Origin of the sequence: Methyloversatilis discipulorum (assembly GCF_000385375.1) — a bacterium.
Taxonomy (GTDB): Bacteria; Pseudomonadota; Gammaproteobacteria; order Burkholderiales; family Rhodocyclaceae; genus Methyloversatilis; species Methyloversatilis discipulorum_A.
In genome coordinates, this window is record NZ_ARVV01000001.1 from 1,669,893 (window position 1) to 1,696,229 (window position 26,337).

Below are 26,337 nucleotides of genomic sequence, written 5' to 3' on the forward strand. Positions count from 1 at the left end.
TGGCCGCGACAGGGCCTCTGCTGTCCGCAGGCTTCGATTCAGGCCGCAGTCGGCGTCAGAAGACCACTCCCGCCGAACCTCGGCTCCAGCCGCGCATCGGGCGCAATCCCCGTGGGAGCGGCCTTGGCCGCGACAGGGCCACCGCAGTCTGCCGGCTTCGATTCAGGCCGCAGTCGGGGTCAGAAGACCCCTCCCACAGAACCCCGGCTCCAGCCGCGGATCAAGCGCAATCCCTGTAGGAGCGGCCTTGGCCGCGACAGGGCCGGCGCAGTCCGCCGGCTTCGATTCAGGCCGCAGTCGGGGTCAGAGGACCTCTCCCACAGAACCCCGGCCCCAGCCGCGGATCAAGCGCAATCCCTGTAGGAGCGGCCTTGGCCGCGACAGGGCGGTTGCATTCCACCGGCTTCGGTACAGGCCGCGGTCGGAAGACCGCTCCTACAAGATACGGATCCGGTTGCGGCACTGTCTCCCGTGCGCCTTCCTTTCATTGCGCCACGTCACACCCGGGTAATGACCACCTCCAGGTATTCGCTCGGCACCACCAGCGCATCCGCACCGCCGACATTGAGTTCATCCAGCAGGGCGAGGATGTCGCGCTCCAGTGCCGGGCGGACGTCCGGCGCCACGGCGCCGAAGGCCTTGTGGATCGGGCCGTAGAAGGCGCGGAACACCTCCAGCCAGTGGGCGGCCGAGCGGTAGCGGAAGACGAAATGCCGACGCTCGCAGCGCAGCTGTGCGGCACGGGTACCGAACAGCTCGATGATGTGCGGCTCGGTGCCCCACAGCGAGGGCGATTTCACACCTTGCGGCGGCGGCACGTAGGCGCCGATGATCTTGAACAGACGGCCGATGAAGCCGCCGGGCGTCCAGCTGGCGAGCGCGATGCGGCCGCCGGGGCGCACCACGCGCAGCATTTCGCTGGCGGCTGTGGCGTGGTCGGGCGTGAACATGACGCCGAAGGTCGACATCACCACGTCGAAGCGCGCGTCATCGAAGGGCAGCCGCTCCGCGTCCGCCACCTGGAACTGCGCCGTCAGGCCGTCCGCCGCGGCACGCACGCGGGCCTTGTCGAGCAGCGCCTCGACATAGTCGGTGGAGGTGACATCGGCAAAGCGGCGCGCGGCGGCGAGGGTCGCGTTGCCGTTGCCGGCAGCGACGTCGAGTACCTGTTCGCCGGCGCGCACGTCGGCGGCCTCGGCGAGGGTTTCGCCGACGATTTGCAGCGTGGTGCCGATGACGGCATAGTCACCGCTTGCCCAGGTGGCCTGCTGCCGTTGCTTGATGGCGTTGAAATCGGGCGCGGTGACTTGGGTTTCGAGTACGGCTGACATGGTGATCTCCTCAGGATGTTGTGGGGTGCGCCGCACCTGCCACGGCCCGAGGGGCGTGTGCATATTTCTATGCGTGTGGCGGCGTGCGACGACGGGACCATTCTTCCTGCAGGGGCCGGTGGGCGATTCACCGCATGTCGTTGAAACTTGCTCGCGGCTCCGCGATTGCGCGATCACTTGACCGGGTGTCCGCGCCGATTGATCGCGACGCCGCCGGGGAGGGGCCATGCAAGGCGATCCGTTGTCCGATGTGCTCACGAGTGTGCGTCTGCGCGGCGCGATCTTCTATTACGTGAGCTGCGACGATCACTGGGTGGCCGACACGCCACCGTCGCCGGAACTGGCCGACGCGCTCAGCCCCGGCGCCGAGCACGTGATCGCCTATCACATGATCCTGCGAGGAAACGGTTGGGTCGGCATGGAGGGTCAGGCGCCGGCCAGGCTGCAGGCGGGCGACATCGTCATGTTCCCGCGCGGCGATGCCCACGTGCTGTCCAGTGCGCCCGGCATGCGCGCGGCCGGCGGCGATCAGTCCTGGCGCGCAACGACGCGCGACCACCCCCAACCGGTCCTGATTGCCCTGCATGACGGCGTGTGTGAGCTCGATGCCGAAGTGCCCTCCAGCCGCGCCAGCATCACGATGGTCTGCGGCTTCATCAGTTGCGATCTGAAGCCCTTCAACCCCTTGATCCAGGCCCTGCCGCCGATGCTGCACCTGCCGTCGAGCGGGGTCGGCGCCTGGGTGGCGCCCATGCTCGAACAGGCAGTGGTCGAGTCACGCCACCGGCGCGCGGGCAGCGCGGCGGTGCTCGAACGCGTCAGCGAAATGGTGTTCGTCGATGCGGCGCGCCGCTGTCTCGAAGCCCTGCCGGAAGAGGGCGGCAGCGGCTGGCTCGCCGCGCTGCGTGATCGCTATATCGGTAAGGCGATCACGCTGATGCACGCGCGCCCGGCGGAGGACTGGACGGTGGACGAACTGGGCCGACAGGTCGGCCTCTCCCGCTCCGCCCTGCACGAGCGTTTCGTCGACTGCGTCGGCATGCCGCCGATGCAGTACCTGACCCACTGGCGCATGCAGCTCGGCGCCAATCTGATGCGCGAAGGCCAGGCATCGGTCGCCACCATCGCGCAGGAGATCGGCTATGAATCCGAAGCGGCGTTCTCGCGGGCCTTCAAGCGACTGACGGGCCAGCCGCCGGCGACATGGCGGCGGGCGCAGCGCGGGGCGGGGTAGGGGAACGCTCCTCACAACGTCGCCACGTGAGACTCGACAACGCAGTGCTCGCGGAGGAGTCAATCGTTCTGGTCATCGCGGCTCAGAAGTACGCTGAGCATGCGTTCAGGATTGGCGAGGAAATTGCGCGTGACGAGGTAATGCTCCGTGTCCTCGTATGCGACCTCCTCGATGCCGTCTGCGGTGAGCTGGAGGATGCGCGCATCGGGGTAGGCCATAAGGATCGGCGAATGCGTGGCCATGATGAACTGCGCGCCTTCGGCTATCAGGTCATGAATCCGGGAGAGCACCGCCAACTGGCGCTGGGGAGAGAGCGCCGCCTCGGGTTCGTCGAGGATGTACAGACCCTCGCCGCGGAAGCGTTGAGTCATCAGGGTGAGAAACGATTCGCCATGCGACTGTTCGTGCAACGAGCGCCCGCCGAATCCATCGATGACGCGCGCGCCAGCCATTGGCTCAGCGTCGAGATTCTCGATCTCCGTCGCCACATTGAAGAAGCTCTCCGCACGAAGGAAGAAACCGTCCTTCGGGCGCCGGACGCCTCGGGCGATACGCAGGAAGGCGTGAAGTTCCGAGTGCGACGCGCGCGTGCCGAAGTTGAAGTTGCGGCTGCCGCCCTCGGCATTGAACCCGAGCGCGACCGCGATCGCCTCAAGCAGCGTCGACTTCCCCGAGCCGTTCTCGCCCACCAGGATAGTCATCTTCGGATGAAGATCGATCTGTTCGAGCGCCCGGATGGCCGGCAGCGCAAACGGATAGCGATCAAAGGAATCGACCTTGTCGCGCTGAAGGGAAATCCGCGAGACGAACTGACTTGTGATCATGGCGTCGAGGTTTGCCGGTGGGGGAGGTGGCTGGAGTTTGGCATGCGAAGGAAAACTTCCGGGCTGCTCTCTTGTTACCCGACAGCCCAGGATGCATGCGTGACGCTCTTGGTGCCTGCGCGCGGGAGAGCGTTCGGGCAACGCCCGCGTGGAGATCGGGAAATGTTGCTCCGTCCCCCGCTGTAACTGTTGTTACGCGTGCCTGGCCGCAGCATCGTGATCTATCATGACGCATCAAGATGAATCCTGACGGAGGCGACATGTCCGCCCAGACTCGCGAAAAGTTCTCATCTCAGGCCTCGCCCGAAGTGCTCGCCGCGCTGAGGCAGATTGCCGAATCCGAAGGCCGGCAGTTCCAGGTGGTGCTGGACGAAGCCCTGCGCGACTATATCGAGCGCAAGGCACAGGGCCGGCCGCGCAGACATGTCATGGAAGCGTTCGCGGACAGCCTCGGCGAATTCGACAGCCTGTACCGCGAACTTGCCAAGTGAGTGCCAAGTGAGGGCACGGGATTACCTGACCCTTGCCGACGTGCTCGCGCTGCATGCCGTGCTGATTCAGCGATATGGCGGCAGCCCGGGCCTGCGTGATGCCGGAGCACTCGAATCCGCACTGTTCCGCCCGCAGTCCGGCTACTACGAAGACGTCGTGGCCGAAGCTGCGGCGCTGTTCGAAAGCTTCGCCATCAACCACCCTTTCATCGACGGCAACAAGCGTATCGCCTTCGCCGCGACCGACGTCTTCCTGCGCGTCAATGGCTGCCGTCTGAATCAGTCACCGGACGCCGTGTTTGCCCGGATGATGGACATGTTCGACGCCGGCACCTTTGACATCGCCCATCTGGAGCCGTGGTTGCGCGGCATCATCGCCCGGCCGGAATAGCGCGTGGCGGAAACGCTCATGGGGTCGCGATGAGGCGTGAGCGGCATTCCTTCCCGGCAGGAGAAATCCGTCGCGTCAGGGGCAAGCTTCAGTGGGAAGGTGACCTCGACGCGATGAGGACCCACGCTTGATCCGGGGCGATCCCAGCGTCTGGATCGACTATTTTCGGGGCACCGCCACCCCGCAGGCCGAAAGGCTGGACGCACTGCCGGGCAGCGAACCGCTGCTCATCGGCGACCTCACCCTGACCGAAGTGCTGCAGGGCTTTGGCAGCCAGCGGGATTTCGATCAGGCGTGGACGCTGCTGACAGGGCTGGACGCTGTCGACATCGGCGGTCAGGACATTGCAATACAGGCGGCGCGCAATGATCGCACTGCTCTACAGCGACCGCGACTTCGACCCATTTGTCACACATCTCGGGCTGAGTTCGGCGATGAGCTGAACCGGGCAGAGGTGGAAGAGGGTGGAGAAAACAGGGGAAATGTTGCTGCGTCCCCTATTGTTCCGCATGCTCGAACAGGCGGTGGCCGAGTCACGCCACCGGCGGGCGGGCAGCGCGGCGGTGCTGGAGCGCGTCAGCGAAATGGTGTTCGTCGATGCGGCGCGCCGCTGTCTCGAAGCCCTGCCGGAAGAGGGTGGCAGCGGCTGGCTCGCTGCGCTGCGCGATCGCTACATCGGCAAGGCGATCGCGCTGATGCACGCGCGCCCGGCGGAGGACTGGACGGTGGACGAACTGGGCCGACAGGTCGGCCTCTCCCGCTCCGCTCTGCACGAGCGTTTCGTCGACTGCGTCGGCATGCCGCCGATGCAGTACCTCACCCACTGGCGCATGCAGCTGGGCGCCAATCTGATGCGCGAAGGGCACGCCTCAGTTGCGACGATCGCGCAGGAAATCGGGTATGAATCCGAAGCGGCGTTCTCGCGGGCGTTCAAGCGGCTGACCGGTCAGCCGCCGGCGACATGGCGGCGGGCGCAGCGCGGGGCGGCGTAGCAGGGGAAACCTCAAGGTCGGGCCGCTGTGGCTCTCGGTTCCATCGCCGTCCGGACGCGGGACGGAGGCACGCCCGAGAGCGTTCGCTACGCTTCGTGGCTGGCGAAAAAATTCGCCAGATCATCCACCAGGTGGAAGATCTCCGACTTCTCCGCATCGGACAGGCCTTTCAGCCGCACCGTCCAGGCGCTGTCGCCATCGGCCTCGGAAAAGCCCGTTGAATCCATGAAGCCTTCGAGCTTGAAGATCCGCGACCGGATGGTTGAATCCAGCTTGGAACGGTTCATCCGGTGCAGGCCGACACGGCACTCGATGAGCGCCATTTCCAGCGCCACATGCTGACCCCCCGGGTGCAGCTGCATCAATGCATCGCGGGCGACGGAGAATTTTTCGGCCGGGAAGCTGTAGCTCATCGACAACTCCTGCTCTGAGGCGCCCGAACGCGTCATTCGGACCCCGATGTCTGGTACGAAGGGTGCGCAAGAAGCGCCGCCGTTCAGGTTTTTCTCGATGGAAGGTTCGGGCATCGGCTGAACGACGCGGTGATGACCCCGCAACCGGGCGGATCATAGGTTGGAATGCGAGATCCGACAAAACTATCTTTTGGGAACCCGGAGATCGGTGGAGAATGTGGTACGTCTTCTATGTTCTCTATTGCTGCAAATTTTCGTCTATTTATTTTCTTTATTAATTTCGCGCTGAAGTCGAGTCCATAGTGGGCGTAATTGCCTTCTTATCGCTTTTGAATTCATCAAATGCGCGGCGCTGTACCCGTAACGGAGAAAATTTCGCTTGCCTAAGTGAGAGTATCGCGTGAAGAGTTTTTTGCAGTAGAGTGGTCGTTCTTGTGCACCATTTGTGAGGCGTAATTTATCCCTCTTATTTTTGGTTAGCTTTGCTAGCGACACCCCTTTTTTCATGCGATTAGAAAATTTTGCAAATGCTGCTGGTCGAATTGTAATGCGTTGGCCGTCGAAGAGAAATCCAAGGTATTGAAGAGGGCGGTCTGCGTTCTGTAGTCCGTCTGTTACTGTGAAATTTCGTGCTTCTGTTTTGTCGGGGTTGATGCTTATTTCTAATTTTTTTAGTTCTTCTGAGAGAAAGTCCTCTGTTATCTTTTTCTTTTCTAGTGGTATCAAAAAAAGTATGTCATCGCAGTAGCGCATGTATGTGCCGCCGTTCCTCTGAACGAAGTCCGATGCCATGCTATCGAATTCGAGCATGTAGATGTTTGAGAGAAGAGCACTGATTGCAGTTCCTTGCGGAATTCCTACTCCCTTGGGGTTGGTCTTAATAAGGTTGGCGCCGCGGATGAGGTCCCGATATTGGCTTGGAGAGCAGAGGCGTCGCTTGCCACCCGTACGCGGGTTGTGCACCGAGATTTTGAGGGCGGCAAACGCGCTGTTCCGATCAACGAAAGAAAATCTAGTAACAGCCTTAAAAACCGCATAGTGATCAGGAGGTAGTTGTGGCGCCTTCAGAAGCTCTTTCCACTGTTGTTTTAAGATGCGGTGTGAAAGGGTGTCAAAAAATTTCGTTATATCAAATGCAAGTGCAGTGCAATCGCCCATTGTTTTGATGGTGTCGAAGGCTTGTTTTGCAAAGTCGATATTGCTTTTTCCAAGCGATCTAAAGGCGAGTACAGAGTTGGAGAGTTCGCGCGTTAAAATCTCAGATTCGTAGGCTTCGGATAGAAGTTGGCAATAGTAGCTAAATATCTGAGAGTCCGAATGTGCTGCGTAGGAGATTGGCCGCTTCTTTATTTTTGTCGAGATTTTTCCAGTGGCTTTGTTTTTTCGGATCTTTGCTGACTCAATCTCAAACTGAATGAGCGGCCAGAACGAGTGCCGAGCTACGGCGGTCGTATCTGTTACAAGCAATTCTGCCTTTTTGAGACCAAGCGGATTGTCGAAATGCAAATACCGGCGTAGCCGGTACCAAGGAGGGGGGGCTTCCTTTTTAATCATTTGATAGCAAAACCGGAGAGGGATGAGACCGTGGCAATCTCTTACACCCTCCCCGGCTTAACCAAGTGATAACTCATCACTATCTTGCGATGCACAAGGCACAGCGTCGCCACGCGTGTTAGCAATGTCGTACAGTACTCTGGAGATCGCCATGCGGCTAAATATCCAATTGCAGCTGCCAAGCTGTTCCGGCTGGGCCGGGTGGCTTGACATCCTGTGACATACCCCTGACTCCATTTAGCCAAGGCCTGCGCATCGTAGCATGCGCTATAAATAAATGACCAGCGCCTGCGGCGCCGGTCAAGCACTTCGCATCAGCAGCTTCAGTACGTCTTGTACGGCAGGAACTTCCCGCTCATCGTGATGCTGACGCGGTCGCCAGCGGGATTGGCTTCCCGCGCCAGATCCATCTTGAAGTCGATGGCGCTCATGATGCCGTCGCCGAATTCTTCGTGGATGAGTGCCTTGAAGGTGGTGCCGTACACATTGATCAGTTCGTAGAAGCGGTAGATCAGCGGGTCGGTGGGCACCGAGGTGGGCAGCGAGCCCTTGTAGGGCACGACCTGGAGCTGGGTGACGGCTTCGGCCGGCAGGTCGAGCATTTCGCCGATGGTCTTGGCCTGTTCGGCGGTGAAGGTCATCTGGCCGAGCAGGCCGGCGGTGACCCATTCCTTGCTGAGGCCGATGGCCTTGGCGAGGTCGGCCCACTTGAGGCCCTTGGCAACCTTGCGTTCGACGATGAGATCGGTGACGTCTTCGCGTTTCATGTGAGTCTCCTTTGAGGTGGTGTTCAGGCGGGTTGGCTGGATTGGCCGGGGTGGACGAGAGGCGGGTTCTTCGCATCCCAGCCGGGGCCGGGCTGGAATTCGCGCGAGCGTTTCACGAGGAAGTCGACCAGGTGATTGCGCAGCGTGTAGAAGGCGGGCTGCTGGTGCAGGGTTTCGCGCACGCGCGGCCGGGCCAGCGGATTGACGACGATCTCGGCGATCTTGGCGCGCGGGCCGTTGGTCATCAGCACGATGCGGTCGGCCAGCAGGATGGCCTCGTCGACGTCGTGGGTGATCATGAACACGGTCTGCTGCGTGGCTTCGACGATGCCGATCAGTTCGTCCTGGATGCTGCCGCGGGTGAGCGCGTCGAGCGCGCCGAAGGGCTCGTCCAGCAGCAGCATCTTCGGTTCGATCGAGAAGGCGCGGGCGATGCCGACGCGCTGTTTCATGCCGCCGGACAGCTCGGCCGGCTTCTTGTCCAGCGCGTGGCCGAGGTGCACCAGTTCGAGGTATTTCACCGCGTGTTCGCGCACCTGCTTGGCCGACCAGTCGGGGTGACGGCTGCGCACGGCGAACTCGACGTTCTTCAGCGCGCTGAGCCAGGGCATCAGCGCGTGGCCCTGGAAAACGACCCCGCGGTCGAGCGAGGGGCCGCGCACTTCGCGGCCGTCCATGATGACGTGGCCGGCGGTGGCTTCGTCGAGCCCGGCCAGGATGTTCAGGATGGTGGTCTTGCCGCAGCCGGAGTGGCCGAGTACGCACACGAACTGGCCGCGCTCGATGCCGAAATGCACGTCTTCGAATACCGGCGCGGGGTCGGGGTTGCCCGGCTGCGGAAACTGCCGCTTCAGGCCCTCGACCTTGAGGAAGGGTTGGGTGCTCATTGTGATGGGGCCTTTTTTGTCTGCGGACGACCCGGCCGAGGGTGGCGGCGCGGCCTCCACCGGGTCGCGGGTCTGCGTCTTCAGCGGTACGACGGGGGCGAGGGCTGCGCTCATGTTCATTCCCTCCATGAGATGGCGCGCGCCACCCAGGCCAGCAGGTGATCGAGCAGCATGCCCACCAGGCCGATCAGCAGGATGGCGGTGATGATGTTGGTGATCGAGAGGTTGTTCCACTCGTTCCAGACGAAGTAGCCGATGCCGGTGCCGCCCACCAGCATTTCGGCGGCAACGATGACCAGCCAGGCGATGCCGATGGAAATGCGCATGCCGGTCAGGATGGTCGGCGCGGCGGCCGGCAGGATGACCAGGAAGGCCTTGCGCAGCGGACTCACTTCGAGCGTCCGCGCCACGTTCAGCCATTCGCGCCGCACCGATGCCACGCCGAAGGCGGTGTTCACCAGCATCGGCCACAGCGAGCAGATGAAGATGACGAAGATGGCGGAAATGCCCGAGTCCTTGATCGTGTAGAGCGCGAGCGGCATCCAGGCCAGCGGCGAGATCGGCTTCAGGATCTGGATGAAGGGGTCGAGCGCCTTGTACACCAGCGGCGACATGCCGATCACGAAACCCAGCGGGATCGCCACCAGTGCCGCCAGCAGATAGCCGGCGAGCACGCGGGCGATCGAGTAGGCGATCTGTATGCCCAGCCCCTTGTCATTGGTGCCGCGGTCGTAGAAGGGGTCGCTGACGTGTTCCCAGATCTTGGCCGCCACCTCGCCCGGGCCGGGCATGGCCGACTGGCCGCCGGCCTGCGCCTGGGCACCCATCAGCGCGGCGTACTCCGGGTCCATCGCCGGCGCGGCGCCGCCGCCGCCCGACGAGGCCGTGGTCGCCAGATACCAGGCGCCGACGAAGAGCGCGAAGAACAGCGCCGACAGCAGCGGCGCCAGCCAGGGTTTCCTCGTCATGCCGTCACCTTCCGGATCTTGAAGCTGTTGAGGTATTCCTCCGGCTTGGCCGGGTCGAATTCCTTCTTCATGACCGAGAACTTCTTGGTCGTCGTGCTCGGCACCGGCAGGCCGACTTCCTTCATCAGCGCTGCGGCGTCGGTGGCGAGGAACACCTCCTTGGCGATCTTCTGGTAGTCGATGTCGCCCTTGATCTGGCCCCAGCGCTTCATCTGGGTCAGGATCCACACGGCGAAGGACTCCCACGGGAAGGGCTCGAAGCCGATGCGGCCCGGCACCTTCTGCACGCCGCCGAGACCGTCGGCGTAGGTGCCGGTGAGCACCTGTTCGACCACTGTGACCGGCTGGTTCAGGTAGTTGGCCGGTGCGATCGCCTCGGCGATCTGCTTGCGGTTGGCCGGGTTGCTGGCGGTCGCAGTGGCCGTGATGATGGCGCGCAGCAGGGCCTTGTAGGTGTTCGGCATCGTCGTGACGAACTCCTTGCTCGCGGCGAAGGCGCAGCAGGGGTGGCCTTCCCAGATGTCCTTGGTCAGCGTGTGGATGAAGCCCACGCCGTCATACACCGCACGCTGGTTCACCGGGTCCGGCGCGAGGAAGCCGTCGATGTTGCCGGCGCGCAGGTTGGCCACCATTTCCGGCGGCGGCACCGAGCGGATCTGCACGTCGGTATCGGGGTCGATGCCGTGCTCCGCGAGGTAGTAGCGCAGCAGGTAGTTGTGCATCGAGTAGTCGAAGGGCACCGCGAACTTGAAGCCCTTCCAGGTTTTCGGGTCGCGCTTGTCCTTGTGCTTCACCGACAGCGTGATCGCCTGGCCGTTGATGTTCTCGACCGCCGGCATGGTCCAGGGGATGGGATTGGAGCCGGCACCGACCGAGATGGCCAGCGGCATCGGCGAAAGCATGTGGGCGGCGTCGTATTCCTTGGCCAGCGACTTGTCGCGGATGACCGCCCAGCCGGCGGTCTTCACCACTTCGACGTCGAGGCCCTGCTTCGAGTAGTAGCCCAGCGGGTGCGCCATGATGATGGGCGTGGCGCAGGTGATGGGGATGAAGCCCACCTTGAGCTTGGTCTTTTCCAGCGGGCCGGGCGAGGCGAAGGCGTCCTTCACGGTGCCCAGCGGCAGGAAGGTCGAGATCGCCGCCATCGCGGTGCTGGCGCCGACCGCGCGGATGAAGTTGCGCCGCGTTTCGTCGTGCGGGAACAGCGCGCGCATCACCGCGCCTTCGACCACGCGGTCCAGCATCGCCTCTTCGGACAGCGCTTCGGCCTGGTCGTGTTCAGCCTGGCTGTGATGGCGGCCGCAGGAGCAGCCATTCAGTTTCACGTTGGGGTCGAAGGGGTTGCGGAAGGTGCTCATTGCGGGACTCTCCTTGTTCTGGAAACTTCAGTGGGCGAAGCAGGGGACCGGGTTTGGTGCGTACTCGATGTCGTGCGCGTAGGTGTCGTAGGCGGCGCTGTATTCCATGCAGCGTGCGACCTCGCGAATGAAGCCTTCGTCGTAGCCGGCACGGCGCAGCAGGTGGAAACCCAGTTCCATGCCGGAGGCGATGCCGCCAGCGGTGACAATGCGACCGGCATCTACGACGCGGGCGTGCGAGATGCGGCAGGCGGGTGCGATTTCGGCGAGGCGATCGATCGGCAGCTTGCCCAGGTGCGAGGCCTCGACGCGGTCCGGTTCCTTGCGATTCGTGGCCGGTATGCCGTCGAGCAGGCCCATGCGGCCGTAGATCCACGAGCCGGTGCACACGCTGGTGAGCAGGCAGCTCGCGGGTAGTGCGTCGATGAATTCGTGCAGCCGGCCGTTCCAGGTTTCCTGCCGCGTGCCGGCGCCGCCGGGAATGAGAAAGGCATCCATCGCCGGGCGGTCGGCAAAGCTGTAGTTGGGCAGCACGGTAAAGCCGGCCTGCGCCTGCACCGGCCGCTGCGCGTCGGCGATCAGGAACACCTCCAGCTCCGGGTCGAAACGCCGCGCCACCGAAAACACCCCGTGCGGCGCCGTGAAGTCGACGATCTCGGCGTCCTTGAAGACGTAGATGCCGAGCCTGAAGCCGCGCTTGCGCTGCGATCCCACCGTGTAGATCTCCCGTGCGTTCATGGGACGAATGCTAGGGAGCGGGGCAGGGGGCCGGTATCACTACGGATGTGATTGTCGTGTAGTGCGGGCACTACACGACCGGCCGGACACCTGCGCGCTTGCGGGTCGACTGTCGTGATGCTTTACACCCGGCCGGTGGTCGTTGATGAAAACGCTTTGTGCTCAAACCTTTGGCATGCGAGGGCCGAATCTTGCTTGGGTCGCCGCCGTATCGATCCAACAGGAGTGTTTGATGGGCTTTCACCGTATTCCGACCGTTCTCGCCACGCTGGGCCTGACCGCGCTGCTGGCGTCCGCGCCTGCTGCCGCGACCGACGTGCTGCTCGATTTCTCCGGCAACATCTGCGGCGACGCCACCAATGCGGCCTGCACGAACGGCGCCGGCATCGGCCAGGGCTACGGCGACGTCGCCGGGCTGCTCGACGTGTCGCATCGTGCCTTCGTGACCGCGACCGGCACCACCGTCAACAGCAGCCTGTTCTACTGGTCGACGGCGTACTCCGACCTCGAAGGCGTGGCCTGGGGCGGCAGCAATCCGGACACCCACAGCGCCGAGTTCGTCTTCACGCCCGGCGCCGGTTACGCGGTCACGCTGAATTCGATGGATTTCGGCGATTACCTGAACCGCAACGACGGCTCGTCAGCCCTCGTGCTCGATCTGCTCACCGGCCAGACCCTGTGGAGCTCGGGCGCCTTCGACGCCGGCACCACGCGTCTGTCATTCATGCCCGGCGTGTCGAGCGTCAACGGCCTGGTGCTGCGCTTCGGTCCGGACAGCTACAACACCGGCATCGACAACGTTTCGCTGACCGTCACCGCGGTACCCGAGCCCGGCACCTGGGCCATGCTCGCTGCCGGTCTCGGCGCGATCGGCGCGCTGCGTCGCCGGCGGAAGGCGGACTGACCTGACGGCGGTTCCGCGAGATATCCCTGTGAGGGGCCTTCGGACGCCGACGGCGAACTGTATCGAGGTGGGCGGCATGTGACAGCCGCGTCGCGGCCAAGGCCGCTCCCACAGGGATCGTGCCGAATCCGGGGCCAAGGCCAGTCCCGGGGTTGTATGGGAGGGGTCTTCTGACCCCGACAGTGGTGGCGGGCTGGGCGCAGTCCTGTGCCGAAGCCTGTGGAAGCGAGCTTGCTCGCGACTGCTGCCTGAATTGTAGCCGGCGGTCTTCAGCGGCCGCGTCGCGGCCAAGGCCGCTCCCACAGGGGGCATGCCCGATCCGGGGCCGGGGTTGTGTGGGAGGGGTCTTCTGACCCCGACGGCGGGCGGAATCAATACCTGCCGCGCTTACAGCAGACGGGCAGCGAAACGCGCGAAGTCGTCTTCGATGGCCGCGGGGCGGATGTCCGGGTTGTGCTCATCCGCGGCCGAGTACTTGCCGGTGCGCACCAGTACGCCAGCGATGCCGGCCGCCTGCGCGCCGCCGATGTCGTCGCGCAGGTCGTCGCCGATCATGATGGCCTCGTCGGCGCGCACGCCGGCGGTGTCGAGCGCGGCCTGGAAGAACGGGGCGGCGGGCTTGCCGGCGATTTCGGCCTGAACGCCGGTGCTGTATTCCAGCCCGGCGACAAAGGCGCCCATGTCGAGCGACAGGCCGTCCTCTTCCTTGAAGTGGCGGTTGCGCGCCATTGCGATGAAGGGCAGGCCGCGCATGATCAGTCGGAAGGCGGTGTTGAGCTGGGCGTAGTCGAAGCAGTGGCCGGCGTCGCCGAGCACGACGGCGTCCGGTTCGGCGGCATCGGGCCCGACTTCGTCGCGCAGGTCCGGATGCACGATCCAGTGCGGATGCAGGCCTCGGCAGCGCACGAGATTCATCGTGGCGCCCGGCGCCGTCAGCAGTTCCTGGTCGCGCACGTCCAGGCCCAGGGCCTGCATCTTCGCCACCAGCGTGTGCCGCGGCGTGCGCGTGGTGTTGGTCAGGAACACGAGCCTGAAGCCGGCGGCGCGCAGTCGCGCAAGCGCCTCGATGGAACCGGGAATCAGCTGGTCGCCAACGTGCAGCACGCCGGCCAGATCGATCAGCAGGGCTCTCGGGTTTGCGGGCAGAGACATGGCGTTCTCCTTCGTTCGATGCGGCGCGCAGAGCCTCGTAGGAGCGGTCTTCTGACCGCGACAGAGCCTGTGATCGCGCGCCGACTCCTTGACCTTCGCTGTGGTCGCGGTCAGAAGACCGCTCCTACAGCGCCACCAGCTGATGCCGCGCGGCGAAGCTCACCAGTTCGACCGGGTTCTTGATGTCGAGTTTTTCGAACAGTCGCGCGCGATATGTGCTGATGGTATTCGCCGACAGCGACAGTTCCCGTGCGATATCACCGACCGTCTGACCACTGGCGAGCAGCTTCAGCACCTGCATCTCGCGGTTCGACAGGCTGTCGAGCGGGCTGGCGGGCGTGTCGGCGCGCACGCCGAAGGCGAGGCGTTCGGCCAGTTCCGGGGTGACGAACAGATGGCCGGCGGCGACGCGGGCGATGGCGTCGAACAGCTGGTCCGGCGAGCAGCCCTTGTTCAGGTAGCCGGCGGCGCCACTCTTCAGTGCGCGCACGCCGAACTGCGATTCCGGGTAGGTCGACAGCATCAGCACGGCGACCTTCGGAAACTCGGCGCGCAACTGCTTCAGCACGTCGAAGCCGTCGCGGTCGTTCAGTGCGATGTCGAGCAGCACGACGTCGGCGCCGTCGTCGCGCAGCAGGCGCATCAGATCGGGCCCGCCTGCCGCTTCGCCGACCACGGAGATGGCCGGGTTCTCGCCGAGGATCTGCGCGATGCCCCGGCGCAGCATCAGGTGGTCGTCGACGATGATCACGCGCACCGGCTTCATCGCGTCGACTCCGGTACCCGCAGGTGCACGGTGGTGCCGGCGCCCGGCGTGCTGTCGATGCGCAGTTCGCCGCCGAGTGCGCGGGCGCGTTCGTACATGCCGAGCAGGCCGAAGGAGGTCGGTTGCGCCGGCACTTGCATGCCGCGGCCGTTGTCGCGGATGCACAGTTCGATCGCGCTGGCCTGGCCGGTCACCTCGACATTCACCTCGCTCGCCTCGGCGTGCCGGGCGACGTTGGTGAGCACTTCCTGAACGATGCGATAGACGGCGATTTCGGCGCTGCGGCCGAGGCGTCGTTCGGGCTCAGCGTCGTTCAGCGTCAACGTGCAGCGCAGGCCGCGGCGCGACTGCATTTCCTGCAACTGCCATTCGATCGCGGCCCACAGGCCGAGGTGGTCGAGAACGCCGGGGCGCAGGTCGGTCAGTATCCGCCGCACCGCGCCCAGCGCCTGCTGGGTGACCGACATCATGTCGTCGAGCTTGTTCTCCAGCGCATCGTCGTGCGCGAGGCGCGGGCGCAGCCAGTTCAGGTCGAACTGCAGCGCGGTCAGCGAGGCGCCCAGTTCGTCGTGTACCTCGCGCGCGATGTGCGTGCGCTCGTCTTCGCGCACCTGCTGCAGGTGGGCGGACAGCCGTTGCAATGCGCTGTGCGACTGCTGCAGTCGCGCGTTGGCGTCCTGCAGTGCGGCGGTGCGCTCGGACACGCGGCGCTCCAGTTCAACCTGGTTGGCACGCAGCACCGCCTCGGCGCGCTTGCGTTCGGTGATGTCGGCGAAGGTGACGACGGCACCGACGATCTGGCCGGCGTCGCGTATCGGGTAGCTGGTGTATTCGGCCGGGAAGGCGCTGCCGTCGCGTCGCCACAGCACCTCGGATTCGATGCGCACGCCCTGGCCTTCCTGGAAGGCGCGGAAGATCGGGCACTCATGGACGTCGTAGTTGCGACCGTCGGAATGCGCGTGGTGGATCAGGTAGTGCATGTTGCGGCCGAGGACCTCGTCCGGCTCGAAGCCGATCAGCTCGGCGCCGGCGCGGTTGATGAAGATGCAGCGGCCGTTCTGGTCCACGCCATAGATGCCTTCGCCAGCGGACTCGAGCAGCATTTCGAGCTGGTGGCGCCAGGCGGCGTGGTGCGACAGGTGGTGGAGGTTGGCGAACACGTCGTTGCGTCGGCACAGGGGTGCCGCAGCCTTGCATCAAGCGTGCCACGCGGTTCGCCGCGCGGACAGCACCGCGTGGCGCGGGTTTGCGCGGAGCGCGGCCGGCTGTTGCCGAGCGTGTGCCCCGTTGTGGTGCGCTCAGGCCGGTACGTCGCGCACGCGCAGTGCGCCGTCGGCCTCGTCCGCTTCGATCAGGCCCTGTTCTTCATAGCGGCGCAGCTTGCGCCACAGCGACACGCGGTCGATGCCGAGCAGGCGGGCGGCCAGCGCGCGGTTGCCGCCGACACCGGCCAATACGTCGAGGATGTGGTTGCGCTCGACCGCCTCCAGTGTGCGCACCTCGTTGCCGCCGCGACCGGCGGCGTGGCCGGCCGGGGTGCCGAGGCCGGGCGGCAGATCTTCTTCGGCCAGCATCGTGCCGCCGGCCAGCGCGACGCCGCGCTCGATGATGTTCTCCAGCTCGCGCACATTGCCCGGGTAATCGTAGGCGCACAGCTTCTGCATTGCCGGCGGCGCGATGGCGGTGACTTTCTTGCCCATGGCCTGTGCTGCGCGGCGCACGAACTGCTGGGCCAGCAGCGGAATGTCGTCGCGCCGGTCGCGCAGCGGCGGCAACTGCAGCGTCACGACGTTGAGGCGGAAGTAGATGTCCTGCCGGAACTGGCCAGCCTCGACCGCGGCGCGCGGTTCGCGGTTGGTGGCTGCGAGGAAGCGGACGTCGGCGCGCACGGGTTCGGTACCGCCGACGCGCAGGTATTCGCGCTCCTGCAGCAGGCGCAGCAGCTTCACCTGCATCGCCGCCGACATCTCCGTCACTTCGTCGAGAAACAGTGTCCCGCCCTGAGCCGCCTCGACCAGACCGCCGCGCGACTGCTGGGCGCCGGTGTAGGCCCCCTTTTCATGACCGAACAGTTCGTTGGCCAGCAGTTCCTCGTTCAGCGCGCCGCAGTTGATCGCGACGAAGGGCCCGCTGGCACGGCGGCTGTGCGCATGCACGTGGCGGGCCAGCAGTTCCTTGCCGGTGCCGGTTTCGCCGACGATGAGCACGTTGCAGTCAGTGGGCGCCACGCCGCGCGCGATGTCGAGGATGGCGCGCATGCCTTCGTCGCGCGTGATGATGCGTTCGTCGGCGGCGTGCTCGACCAGCTGGCGCAGGCGCTGGTTCTCGGCGCGCAACTGCGCCTTGTCGGCCGCTTCGCGCACCAGCTTGCGCACTTCGCCGAGGCGGAAGGGCTTGGATACGTAATAGAAGGCGCCGGTGCGCATCGCCTCGACCGCCGATTCGGTGGTGGCGAAGCCGGTCACCACCAGCACCTCCATCGCGGGCCAGGCCTCTCGCGCGCGACGCAGCAGTTCCAGCCCGTCCATGCCGGGCATCTTGACGTCGGTCAGCAGCACCTCGTAATCGTTCTGGCGCAGCAGCGCCAGCGCGGCGTCGCCGTTGTCGGCGGTGGTGACGTCGAGACCGTCGCGGCGCAGCGCGGTGGCCAGACCCTCGCGCGCGACCGCTTCGTCGTCGACCAGCAGGACATGTGCAGTACTCATGCTTTCTCCTCCGCCGGTATCCAGAGCGTGACGCAGGTCCCGCCGTCCGGTTCGTTGTGTATGCCTGCCTTGCCGCCGTGTTCGGCGGCGATTTCATGCACCACGAAAAGCCCGAGCCCCGAGCCCTTGCCGACCGGTTTCGTGGTGAAGAAGGGGTCGAACACGCGCGGCAGGTTGCGTGGTTCGATGCCGGGGCCGTTGTCGCACACCGAAATTTCGGTGCCGCCGTCACGCGCGCTGCCGCGCACCGTGATGTGCGGCGCAATGCCTGCCTCGACGCAGGCTTCGAGCGCGTTGCGGATCAGGTTCAGCAGCGCCTGCTGAATGCGCTGGCCGTCAGCGTGGATGTGCAGCTCGGGCGCGATCTGCAGCGTCACGGCGTCGGCGGCGTCGGGCCGCTCGGCGCGCAGCAGTGCGACGGTTTCCTCGACCAGCGGCCGCAGCGGCTGGCGCACCAGCGCGAAGCGGCTGTCGCGCGCGAAGTCGAGCAGGGTGCGCACGATGCGTTGCGCGCGTTGCACCTGGTCGTCGATCTGCTCGACGAAGCCATTGATCTGCGCCGGGTCGCACACGTCGCGCTCTTCCAGCAGCAGCTGCGCGTTCAGCGAAATGTTGGAAAGCGGATTGTTCAGCTCGTGCGCGACGCCGGACAGCATGGTGCCGAGCGAGGCCAGCCGTGCCGTGCGCAGTACCGCGAGCTGGCGCTCCTCGAGGTCGCCGAGCGCGCGGTTGAAGGCGGCGACCAGCGCGGCGATCTCGTCGTCGCGGTCGCGCGGCGTCAGGCGTGCGAGATTGCCGGTGCCGATGCGCGCCAGATCGCTTTCGACCTCGCGCAGCGGTGCCACGACGCGCCGCGTCACCAGCTGGCCTATCACCAGCACCAGCGCGACGGCGGCGATCATGATCGTGTACAGCTGCGATTCCTGGCCGGACAGCGCGCGCCGCATCGCCTCGCGCGCCTGGTCGGACAGGCGCTCGCTTTCTTCGAACGCCTGCTTGCCGACCTCGGTCATGCGCTCTTCAAGCGGTGAGATCGGATCGGTCGGGCGGATGCGGCGCTGCAGCCTGTCGTCGAGCAGGTCGCGCCAGTCGTGCAGCGACTGTTCCAGGTCCTCCAGCGAGAAACCGGGCGCAGCGCGCTGCATCAGCGCGCGGTCGCGTGCGATCAGCGTGAGCGCCTCTTCCGCCTTGCCGACCGCCGACTTGAGTTCGGACGGCTTGCGGAACAGCAGGTAGTTCTTTTCCAGCCGCCGCGCTTCGCGCACCACGTCGTGCATGCGCGTGACGTGGTGTTCGTCGTCAACGCGCGACAGCAGCAGGCGCACCTGTTCCAGCGCGGCGAACACCAGCAGCACGAACAGCGCGCCGAGCACGATGTAGCCGAGCAGGATCTTGCCGTGCAGGGAACGGGGCAGCAGTTTCATGAATTGCATGCTGCAACGTCGCGTTGCGAATTTCAACAGCGACCACATGCGCGCAAGCGCCTGTTTCATGCGGACTTTCGCCGGGCGTTCATACGGGCGCACGGGCGCGCGCTGCAAGTTGCAACGATCGTCCGCGGTCCATACGAGGGTTGGGCTATAAAGCATAAATAAATCAATGCTTTGCGTTTTTCGCTAGAGGTGGCACAGCGCCTGCTAGGAAATCCGTGCCAGTCTCGCAGCGACGATTTTGAAGGCTCCTCGGGTCGTTGCTGTGGCGAGGCTTGCAATGGGGAGGCCGGTCGACCTAGCGGACAGCACCGGTTCTTTTGGCGGCTCGCGAGCAATCGCGAGCCGTTTTTCTTTGCGCCGCACGCCGCCTGGCGGATTCGGCGATAATTCGCCGCCTTTCACCGCCCCGCACCCCGCCTCCCGCGCATGGCCGATCCCGCTGTTCCGCTGATTTCTACGCACGCACTGGCCTGCACGCGCGGCTCGGCACGCCTGTTCGCCGGGCTGGATCTGGCGGTGGGCGAGGGTGAGTTGCTGCACGTGGCTGGCGCCAACGGCAGCGGAAAGACCAGTCTGCTGCGCATCCTGTGCGGGCTGTCGGAAGCCGAATCCGGCGAGCTGCGCTGGTGCGGCCAGCCGGCGCGCAAGGTGAAGGACGACTGGCGCGCCGGCCTGCTCTATCTCGGTCACCGCAACGCGGTGAAGGACGATTTCACGCCGCTGGAGAACCTGCGTGCCAGCGCGGCCATCGCCGGTGAGGCCATGGAAGAGGAGACGGCGCTGCGCGCGCTGGTCGACATCGGCCTCGGCGCCCGCCTCGACGTGCCGGCGCGCAGCCTGTCGCAGGGGCAGCGCCGTCGCGTCGCGCTGGCCCGTCTGCTGTGCGGCACTCGCGCCCGGCTGTGGATACTGGACGAGCCTTTCACTGCACTTGACGTGCGCGCGGTGGCGCAGCTGGCCGAGGCGATGGCCGCGCACATCCGTCGCGGCGGCGCCGTCATCTACACCACGCACCAGCCGGTGGATATCGACGTGCCGCGCCGCGCGCTGCTCAATCTGGACGACTACTCATGCTGAGCGTGTTCGCCGCCGTGCTGCGTCGCGACCTGCTGCTGGCCTGGCGCCGCCGTTCCGACGTGCTGACCGCGCTCGGCTTCTTCCTGCTGGTGACCAGCCTGTTTCCGCTCGGCGTCGGGCCGGAACCGGACCAGCTGGCGCAGATCGCGGCCGGCGTCATGTGGGTGGCGGCGCTGCTTGCCACGCTGCTGTCGGTCAGCCGGCTGTTCGAAGCGGATGAGGCGGACGGAACCCTTGAGCAGATGCTGCTGTCCGTGGAGCCGCTGGCAGTGATCGTGCTGGCCAAGGTGTGCGCCTACTGGTTGCTGACCGGATTGCCGCTGGTGCTGATCGCGCCGCTGATCGCGCTGCAGTTCAGCCTGACGCCGGACGAGACGCTCATCGTCTGCGCGACGCTGCTGATCGGCACGCCGACGCTGTCTTTGCTCGGCGCCGTCGGCGCGTCGCTGACGCTGGGCCTGCGCGGCGGTGGCGCGCTGATCGCGCTGCTGGTGCTGCCGCTGTACGTGCCGGTGCTCATCTTCGGTGCGGGGGCGATCGACGCCTGGCGCGCCGGCCTGGGCATCGCGCCGCACCTGGCCTTGCTCGGTGCCTGCCTGCTGGTGGCACTGGCGGTGGCACCGCTGGCGAGCGCGGCGGCGTTGCGCATCGCCCAAGATTGATAGGGGGCCAAACCGCACTCGGTTAAACTTGCGGTTTTGCCGTCGGCCCCCGCCGAGACACGCGCGTTGTATCTGCGCACACCGAGTAATCAGAACCTGGGCTAGCCGCTTCGTTGATGTCCCAATCACAGTCTTCCGCCGCGCGCGCGCCGTCGTCCGGCTTCAGCTTCTTCCACTACGCCAGCCCGCAGACCTTCTTCCCGCTCGCCGGCAAGCTGCTGTGGCCGAGCTGGATTGCCGCCATCGTGCTGACGCTGGCCGGCCTCTACATCGGCTTCTTCGTCGCGCCGACCGACGCGACGCAGGGCGACAGCTACCGCATCATCTTCATCCACGTGCCGGCGGCCTGGATGTCCATGGTGGTCTATCTGGCGATGGCCTTCTGGTGTGCGGTCGGGCTGGTGTTCAACACGCGTCTGTCCTTCATGATGTCGACCGCACTCGCGCCAACCGGCGCGATGTGGGCCTTCGTCGCGCTGTGGACCGGCGCGCTGTGGGGCAAGCCGACCTGGGGTACCTACTGGGTGTGGGACGCGCGGCTCACGTCCGAACTGATCCTGTTCTTCCTCTACTGCGGCTACATGGCCCTGCAGGCAGCCATCGACGACCCGCGCCGGGCCGATCGCGCCGGTGCTCTGATCGCCATCGTCGGCGCGGTGAACGTGCCCATCATCTATTTTTCGGTGAAGTGGTGGAACACGCTGCATCAGGGCGCGTCTGTAAGCCTGACGGCGGCACCGACCATGGCCACCACCATGCTGACCGGCATGCTGGTGATGGCGCTGGCCGCCTGGGCCTACACGATAGGCGCGGCATTGGTGCGCGTGCGCGCCATCATGATCGAACGCGAGCGGAACACCGACTGGGTGCGCCAGCTCGCCAGCAACGGAGACAGCAAGACATGAACTGGGAAAGCGCCAGCCATTTCTGGGCGATGGGCGGCTACGGCTTCTTCGTCTGGGGTTCCTACGGCGTGACCGCCGCGGTCATTGCAGCCGAGCTGTTCGCGCTGTCGCGCCGCATGAAGAAGGCCCGCGCACAGGCCCGGCGCGATGTTGCGCTGGAGCGCATCGACGCCGACAAGCGGGGCCGCGCATGAAACCCCGCCACAAACGTTTCGCGCTGGTCGCCGCCGGCGTCGCGCTGCTGGTCGGCGCGGTCACGCTGGTGCTGAACACCTTCAGCGACAACATGGTGTTCTTCTTCAGCCCGACCCAGGTCGCCGCGAAGGAAGCGCCGCAGGGCCGCACCTTCCGCATCGGCGGCATGGTGCAGGATGGCAGTCTGGAGCGCGGTGCCGACGGCACCTCGGTCCGCTTCGTCGTCACCGATACCGCCAACACCATTACCGTCACCTACAAGGGCGCGCTGCCGGACCTGTTCAAGGAAGGCAAGGGCGTGGTCGCCCAGGGCAAGCTCGGCGAGGACGGCGTGTTCGCCGCCAGCGAGGTGCTGGCCAAGCACGACGAGAACTACATGCCGCCTGAAGCCGCGCACGCGCTGGAACAGGCGAAGAAGGCGCAGAGCACGGTCGTTCAGTAAGCCGCATTCACTCTGCTCCGGCGCCTCGGGCCGGAGCACCACGTTTCACGGGCAGGAGCCATCATGTTTCCCGAACTGGGCAATTTTTCGCTGTCGATCGCGCTGGCGCTGTCGGTGCTGCTGGGCGTGGTTCCGCTGGTCGGCGCGCAGCGCGGCGACGCGCGGCTGATGGCGGTCGCGCGACCGCTGACGCAGGGCGTGTTCGTGTTCGTCGCCTTCGCCCTGTTCTGTCAGATCCAGTCCTTCGTGCTGAACGACTTCTCGGTGCTGAACGTCGCCACCAATTCGAATTCGACGCTGCCGCTCGAATACCGTGTCGCGGCCGCCTGGGGCAGTCACGAAGGTTCGCTGCTGCTGTGGACCTTCATGCTGGCGCTGTGGGCGCTGGCCGTCAGCGTGTTTTCGCGCCGCCTGCCGCCGGACATGGTGGCACGCGTGCTGGCCGTGCTGGGCTGGGTCGGCGTGGGTTTCCTCGCCTTCATGCTGGCCAGTTCCAATCCCTTCGACCGCCTGCTGCCGGCCGCTGCCGATGGCCGCGACCTGAATCCGCTGCTGCAGGACCCAGGCATGATCTTCCACCCGCCCATGCTCTACATGGGCTACGTTGGCTTCTCGGTCGCTTTCGCCTTCGCCATTGCGGCGCTGATCGGTGGCCGGCTCGACGCCGCCTGGGCGCGCTGGTCGCGCCCGTGGACCACGGTGGCCTGGATGTTCCTGACGCTGGGCATCGCGCTCGGCAGCTACTGGGCCTACTACGAACTGGGCTGGGGCGGCTGGTGGTTCTGGGACCCGGTCGAGAACGCATCCTTCATGCCCTGGCTGGTCGGCACCGCGCTCATACATTCGCTGGCGGTGACCGAGAAGCGTGGCGCGTTCAAGAGCTGGACCGTGCTGCTGGCCATCGCCGCCTTCTCGCTGTCGCTGCTCGGCACCTTCCTCGTGCGTTCGGGCGTGCTGACCTCGGTGCACGCCTTCGCCACCGATCCGGAACGCGGCGTGTTCATTCTGGCGCTGCTGGTGTTCGTGATCGGCGGCTCGCTGCTGCTGTTCGCGATCCGCGCGCCGTCGGTCGGGCTCGGCGGCGGCTTCGCGCTGCTGTCGCGCGAAACCTCGCTGCTCGCCAACAACGTGCTGCTGGCGGTCGCGACGTCGGCGGTGCTGCTCGGCACGCTGTACCCGCTTTTCCTCGACGCGCTGGGCATGGGCAAGATTTCGGTCGGCGCGCCTTACTTCGATGCCGTCTTCGTGCCGCTGATGACGCCGGTGCTGTTCCTGATGGCCATCGGGCCCTTCGTGCGCTGGAAGAAGGACGAAGCGCCGGGGCTGGTGCTGCGCCTGCGCTGGGCGTTCGCGGTCAGCGTCGCCGCCACGCTGGTGATGATGGTGGCGACCGGGCACTACACGCCTATGCTGGGCCTGGGCGCCTTCACCGTCGTGTGGATCGCTGCCACCAGCGTGCAGCATCTGGTCGAACGTCTGCGCGGCCGCAACGGCGACGGCAGCTGGATGGCTCGCGCCCGCGCGCTGCCCGGTGGCTGGTGGGGCATGTGGCTGGCCCATCTGGGCGTGGCCGTGAGCATCGTCGGCATCACGCTGGTCAAGGGCTTCGAACAGAACGCCGACCTCAAGATGGCGCCCGGCCAGACGGCGACGCTGGCCGGCTACACCTTCAAGTTCCACGGCGCATTCGAGCACTCGGGTCCGAACTACGACGCCGCCCGCGGCCGCATCGAAGTGACGCGCGACGGCAGGCCGGTGGCGATGATGCACCCGGAGAAGCGCATGTACCGCGTATCGCAGATGCCGATGACCGAGGCGGCCATCGATTCCGGTTTCACCCGCGACGTCTATGTGTCGATGGGCGAGCCGCTGCCCGACGGCAACGCCTGGATCGTCCGCATCTTCTACAAGCCCTTCGTGAACTGGATCTGGGTGGGTGCCCTCATCATGGCACTGGGCGGCGTCATCGCCGCCGCCGATCGCCGTTACCGCAAGCTCGCCCAGCGCGACGCGAAACAGGGCGCGCGCGACGGTGTGGCGCCGCCGGTCCGGGAGCAGCACGCATGAAACGCTATCTGTGGCCGCTGGGCCTTTTCCTGGTGCTGGCGGGTTTCCTGTTCGCCGGCCTCTACCTTAACCCGCGCGAGGTGCCGAGTCCGCTGATCGGCAAGGCTGTGCCAGCCTTCTCCATCCCCCAGCTGGCGGCGCCCGACAAGACCTTCTCGCCGGCCGACATGAAGGGCAAGGTGTGGCTGGTGAACGTGTGGGCGTCGTGGTGCGTGTCCTGTCGCCAGGAGCATCCGCTGCTGGTCGAGCTGGCGAAGACCGGGCTGGTGCCGATGGTCGGCCTGCACTACAAGGACGAGCGCGACGCCGGCATGAAGTGGCTGGCCGAGCACGGCGACCCCTACCTGCTGTCTGCGCACGACCGCGACGGCCGTGTGGCCATCGATTTCGGCGTCTATGGCACGCCGGAAACCTTCATCGTCGACAAGACCGGCGTCATTCGCTACAAGCACACCGGCCCGCTGACGCCGCAACTGCTGCGCGACGACATCCTGCCGCGCGTCAAGCAGCTCGAGGCATCCTGACATGCGACGTTTGATGGTGTTGCTGGCAGCATTGATGCTGCCGTTTTCCGTGCTGCACGCCGAAGAGGCAAAACCGCTGGCCGACGACCCGGCGGTCGAGGCGCGGGTTCAGAAGCTGGGCGAGGAACTGCGCTGCCTGGTCTGTCAGAACCAGAACATCGCCGACTCGCACGCGGATCTGGCGATGGATCTGAAGAAGCAGTTGCGCGAGCAGATCGCCGCCGGCCGCAGCGACGGCGAGATCAAGGACTTCATGGTCGAGCGCTACGGCGATTTCGTGCTCTACCGCCCGCCGCTGAAGGCCACCACCGTGCTGCTGTGGGCCGGCCCCTTCGCGCTGCTGCTGATCGTCATCGTGTTGCTGCTGCGCCGCCTGCGCAGTCGCGCCGAACGTGCGGCCGTCGCCAACACACTGAGCGCCGATGAACACGAGCGCGCCCGCGCGCTGCTCGCCGGCGAGGAGAACAAGGTTTGACCACATTCATGATGGGCGCGGCGGCGATGCTTGCCGTCGCGCTGGCTTTTGTCGTCCTGCCGCTGCTGCGCGGCCGCAGCACTCAACCGGCGGACGCGCAACGCGCGCTGACGCTCGCCATCCACCGCGATGCGCTGGCGGAACTGGACCGTGATCTGGCGGCCGGCCTGATCGATGACGCGCAATACCGCATTTCCTGCGCCGAACTGGAGCGCCGGGTGCTCGACGAGGCCGGCGTTGCGCCGTCGGCCCCAGCGAAGGGCAGCGGCCGCTGGGTGGCCGTCGTGTCAGCGCTGATGGTGCCGGTGATCGCTGTTCCGGTGTATCTGGCGCTCGGTCACCCGCAGGCCATCGATGCACCGCGCAGCAGTCCGCCGCAGGCCGAGGGCGAGGTGACGCCAGAACAGATACAGGCCATGGTCGCGCGACTTGCCGAGCGGATGAAGGCGGAGCCGGACAACGCCGAGGGCTGGTCGATGCTGGCGCGTTCGTACTTTGCGATGGGGCGCTTCGACGAAGCTGCCGACGCCTATTCCAGACTGGTGAAGATCGTCGACGGCGACGCCCAGGTGTGGACCGATTACGCCGACGCGGTCGCCATGAAGCAGGGACGCAATCTGGCCGGCGAACCCGAGCAGATGCTGAAGAGGGCGCTCGAACTGGACCCGGACAACGTGAAGGCGCTGGCACTGGCCGGTAGTGCAGCGATGCAGCGGGGTGACGCTGCCGCCGCGCGTGTGCATTGGGAGCGTCTGCTGAAACTGCTGCCGGCGGATTCGCCGTTGATCCAGCCCATCAAGGAAAGCATGGGAGAGGCTGCAGCGGGCTCTGCGGCGAAGTAGGTGCGCGGGTAGCGCTTGCCGCGGCGGGCGAACGCTGCGGCGATGCGGAAAGGTCTTGCGATCAGGGAAGCACAAAAGAAAAAAGCCGGCTTGCGCCGGCTTTTTTCATGCTCGCGGAAGAAGGATTACTTCTTCTCTTCAGCCGGGGCAGCCGGAGCAGCAGCGTCAGCCGGAGCGGCCGGAGCAGCGTCAGCCGGAGCAGCCGGGGCAGCGTCAGCCGGAGCGGCCGGAGCAGCATCA

At 65.7% G+C, this 26,337-nt stretch carries 28 protein-coding genes; 14 read left to right on the top strand and 14 right to left on the bottom strand.

Features of this window, described 5'->3' with window-relative positions; all coding sequences use genetic code 11:
* Positions 1-497: 497 nt before the first annotated feature.
* Positions 498-1,331: a class I SAM-dependent methyltransferase gene (locus METRZ18153_RS0107925; RefSeq protein WP_020164221.1), complete on the bottom strand. Its 834-nt coding sequence runs from the start codon at positions 1,329-1,331 to the stop codon at positions 498-500.
* A gap of 226 nt (positions 1,332-1,557) precedes the next feature.
* Between METRZ18153_RS0107925 and METRZ18153_RS0107930 the strand changes: the two genes are divergently transcribed.
* A complete protein-coding gene (locus METRZ18153_RS0107930) occupies positions 1,558-2,565 on the top strand; it encodes an AraC family transcriptional regulator (protein ID WP_020164222.1) in 1,008 nt (335 codons plus the stop codon).
* A 59-nt stretch (positions 2,566-2,624) separates the two neighbouring features.
* Here the strand turns inward: METRZ18153_RS0107930 and METRZ18153_RS0107935 are convergent, their stop codons facing one another.
* Positions 2,625-3,389: an AAA family ATPase gene (locus METRZ18153_RS0107935; protein WP_020164223.1), complete on the bottom strand. Its 765-nt coding sequence runs from the start codon at positions 3,387-3,389 to the stop codon at positions 2,625-2,627.
* Positions 3,390-3,649: 260 nt separating this feature from the next.
* On the opposite strand from METRZ18153_RS0107935, the gene METRZ18153_RS0107940 reads away from it, so the two are divergent.
* From METRZ18153_RS0107940 to METRZ18153_RS20035, 3 genes are all read left to right on the top strand, one after another.
* The gene (locus METRZ18153_RS0107940) at positions 3,650-3,880 is read left to right on the top strand and encodes a hypothetical protein (protein ID WP_008060588.1); all 231 of its coding nucleotides are present in this window, start codon (positions 3,650-3,652) and stop codon (positions 3,878-3,880) included.
* 7 nt (positions 3,881-3,887) lie between these two features.
* A complete protein-coding gene (locus tag METRZ18153_RS0107945) occupies positions 3,888-4,271 on the top strand; it encodes a type II toxin-antitoxin system death-on-curing family toxin (RefSeq protein WP_029143625.1) in 384 nt (127 codons plus the stop codon).
* Between the two features lie 482 nt (positions 4,272-4,753).
* A complete protein-coding gene (locus METRZ18153_RS20035) occupies positions 4,754-5,263 on the top strand; it encodes a helix-turn-helix transcriptional regulator (protein ID WP_081629077.1) in 510 nt (169 codons plus the stop codon).
* Positions 5,264-5,349: 86 nt separating this feature from the next.
* On the opposite strand, the gene METRZ18153_RS0107955 is transcribed toward METRZ18153_RS20035, so the two are convergent.
* From METRZ18153_RS0107955 to METRZ18153_RS0107980, 7 genes are all read right to left on the bottom strand, one after another.
* Positions 5,350-5,676 carry a hypothetical protein gene (locus METRZ18153_RS0107955; protein ID WP_020164226.1) on the bottom strand — a complete coding sequence of 109 codons (327 nt, stop codon included), beginning with the start codon at positions 5,674-5,676 and terminating at the stop codon, positions 5,350-5,352.
* Between the two features lie 258 nt (positions 5,677-5,934).
* On the bottom strand, positions 5,935-7,230 hold the full coding sequence (gene drt2 / locus METRZ18153_RS20560) for an antiviral reverse transcriptase Drt2 (protein ID WP_081629078.1): 1,296 nt from the start codon (positions 7,228-7,230) through the stop codon (positions 5,935-5,937).
* A 323-nt stretch (positions 7,231-7,553) separates the two neighbouring features.
* A complete protein-coding gene (gene cynS, locus METRZ18153_RS0107960; RefSeq protein ID WP_020164227.1) occupies positions 7,554-7,997 on the bottom strand; it encodes a cyanase in 444 nt (147 codons plus the stop codon).
* Positions 7,998-8,020: 23 nt separating this feature from the next.
* Positions 8,021-8,884 (bottom strand): ABC transporter ATP-binding protein, encoded by an 864-nt coding sequence (locus tag METRZ18153_RS0107965; RefSeq protein ID WP_020164228.1) that lies wholly within the window; start codon positions 8,882-8,884, stop codon positions 8,021-8,023.
* 116 nt (positions 8,885-9,000) lie between these two features.
* On the bottom strand, positions 9,001-9,852 hold the full coding sequence (gene ntrB, locus METRZ18153_RS0107970; RefSeq protein ID WP_020164229.1) for a nitrate ABC transporter permease: 852 nt from the start codon (positions 9,850-9,852) through the stop codon (positions 9,001-9,003).
* The gene (locus tag METRZ18153_RS0107975; protein WP_020164230.1) at positions 9,849-11,210 is read right to left on the bottom strand and encodes a CmpA/NrtA family ABC transporter substrate-binding protein; all 1,362 of its coding nucleotides are present in this window, start codon (positions 11,208-11,210) and stop codon (positions 9,849-9,851) included. Before METRZ18153_RS0107975 ends, ntrB begins: the two co-directional genes overlap by 4 nt.
* A gap of 27 nt (positions 11,211-11,237) precedes the next feature.
* Positions 11,238-11,948 carry a DJ-1/PfpI family protein gene (locus tag METRZ18153_RS0107980; RefSeq protein ID WP_020164231.1) on the bottom strand — a complete coding sequence of 237 codons (711 nt, stop codon included), beginning with the start codon at positions 11,946-11,948 and terminating at the stop codon, positions 11,238-11,240.
* Between the two features lie 232 nt (positions 11,949-12,180).
* Between METRZ18153_RS0107980 and METRZ18153_RS0107985 the strand changes: the two genes are divergently transcribed.
* Positions 12,181-12,852 (top strand): PEP-CTERM sorting domain-containing protein, encoded by a 672-nt coding sequence (locus METRZ18153_RS0107985; protein WP_020164232.1) that lies wholly within the window; start codon positions 12,181-12,183, stop codon positions 12,850-12,852.
* A gap of 387 nt (positions 12,853-13,239) precedes the next feature.
* On the opposite strand, the gene METRZ18153_RS0107990 is transcribed toward METRZ18153_RS0107985, so the two are convergent.
* The 5 genes from METRZ18153_RS0107990 to METRZ18153_RS0108010 form a co-directional block, all read right to left on the bottom strand.
* The gene (locus tag METRZ18153_RS0107990) at positions 13,240-14,004 is read right to left on the bottom strand and encodes a TIGR01458 family HAD-type hydrolase (protein ID WP_020164233.1); all 765 of its coding nucleotides are present in this window, start codon (positions 14,002-14,004) and stop codon (positions 13,240-13,242) included.
* Between the two features lie 124 nt (positions 14,005-14,128).
* A complete protein-coding gene (locus tag METRZ18153_RS0107995) occupies positions 14,129-14,770 on the bottom strand; it encodes a response regulator (protein ID WP_020164234.1) in 642 nt (213 codons plus the stop codon).
* Entirely contained in the window at positions 14,767-15,930 is a 1,164-nt protein-coding gene (locus METRZ18153_RS0108000; protein ID WP_020164235.1) for a sensor histidine kinase, read from the bottom strand. The genes METRZ18153_RS0107995 and METRZ18153_RS0108000 overlap by 4 nt, the downstream gene beginning before the upstream one ends.
* Positions 15,931-16,068: 138 nt before the next feature.
* Positions 16,069-17,475: a sigma-54-dependent transcriptional regulator gene (locus tag METRZ18153_RS0108005; RefSeq protein ID WP_020164236.1), complete on the bottom strand. Its 1,407-nt coding sequence runs from the start codon at positions 17,473-17,475 to the stop codon at positions 16,069-16,071.
* Entirely contained in the window at positions 17,472-18,899 is a 1,428-nt protein-coding gene (locus tag METRZ18153_RS0108010; RefSeq protein ID WP_029143627.1) for a sensor histidine kinase, read from the bottom strand. The genes METRZ18153_RS0108005 and METRZ18153_RS0108010 overlap by 4 nt, the downstream gene beginning before the upstream one ends.
* Positions 18,900-19,334: 435 nt before the next feature.
* Here METRZ18153_RS0108010 and ccmA point away from each other — a divergent pair, with 435 nt between their 5' ends.
* From ccmA to ccmI, 9 genes are all read left to right on the top strand, one after another.
* A complete protein-coding gene (ccmA, locus tag METRZ18153_RS0108015; RefSeq protein WP_020164238.1) occupies positions 19,335-19,985 on the top strand; it encodes a cytochrome c biogenesis heme-transporting ATPase CcmA in 651 nt (216 codons plus the stop codon).
* Complete coding sequence (ccmB, locus tag METRZ18153_RS0108020) at positions 19,979-20,647, top strand: heme exporter protein CcmB (protein WP_020164239.1); 669 nt, start codon at positions 19,979-19,981, stop codon at positions 20,645-20,647. Before ccmA ends, ccmB begins: the two co-directional genes overlap by 7 nt.
* A gap of 116 nt (positions 20,648-20,763) precedes the next feature.
* Positions 20,764-21,552, top strand: coding sequence for a heme ABC transporter permease CcmC (ccmC, locus tag METRZ18153_RS0108025; protein WP_020164240.1), 789 nt, complete (start codon positions 20,764-20,766; stop codon positions 21,550-21,552).
* Positions 21,549-21,746, top strand: coding sequence for a heme exporter protein CcmD (gene ccmD, locus METRZ18153_RS0108030; protein ID WP_020164241.1), 198 nt, complete (start codon positions 21,549-21,551; stop codon positions 21,744-21,746). The genes ccmC and ccmD overlap by 4 nt, the downstream gene beginning before the upstream one ends.
* The gene (ccmE, locus tag METRZ18153_RS0108035) at positions 21,743-22,189 is read left to right on the top strand and encodes a cytochrome c maturation protein CcmE (RefSeq protein ID WP_020164242.1); all 447 of its coding nucleotides are present in this window, start codon (positions 21,743-21,745) and stop codon (positions 22,187-22,189) included. Before ccmD ends, ccmE begins: the two co-directional genes overlap by 4 nt.
* A gap of 63 nt (positions 22,190-22,252) precedes the next feature.
* Positions 22,253-24,256, top strand: a complete 2,004-nt coding sequence (locus tag METRZ18153_RS0108040) for a heme lyase CcmF/NrfE family subunit (RefSeq protein WP_020164243.1) — start codon at positions 22,253-22,255, stop codon at positions 24,254-24,256.
* Positions 24,253-24,780: a DsbE family thiol:disulfide interchange protein gene (locus METRZ18153_RS0108045; protein ID WP_020164244.1), complete on the top strand. Its 528-nt coding sequence runs from the start codon at positions 24,253-24,255 to the stop codon at positions 24,778-24,780. The genes METRZ18153_RS0108040 and METRZ18153_RS0108045 overlap by 4 nt, the downstream gene beginning before the upstream one ends.
* 1 nt (position 24,781) lies before the next feature.
* A complete protein-coding gene (locus tag METRZ18153_RS0108050; RefSeq protein ID WP_029143628.1) occupies positions 24,782-25,255 on the top strand; it encodes a cytochrome c-type biogenesis protein in 474 nt (157 codons plus the stop codon).
* Positions 25,252-26,097, top strand: a complete 846-nt coding sequence (gene ccmI / locus METRZ18153_RS0108055) for a c-type cytochrome biogenesis protein CcmI (RefSeq protein WP_029143629.1) — start codon at positions 25,252-25,254, stop codon at positions 26,095-26,097. Before METRZ18153_RS0108050 ends, ccmI begins: the two co-directional genes overlap by 4 nt.
* Positions 26,098-26,337: the final 240 nt, after the last annotated feature.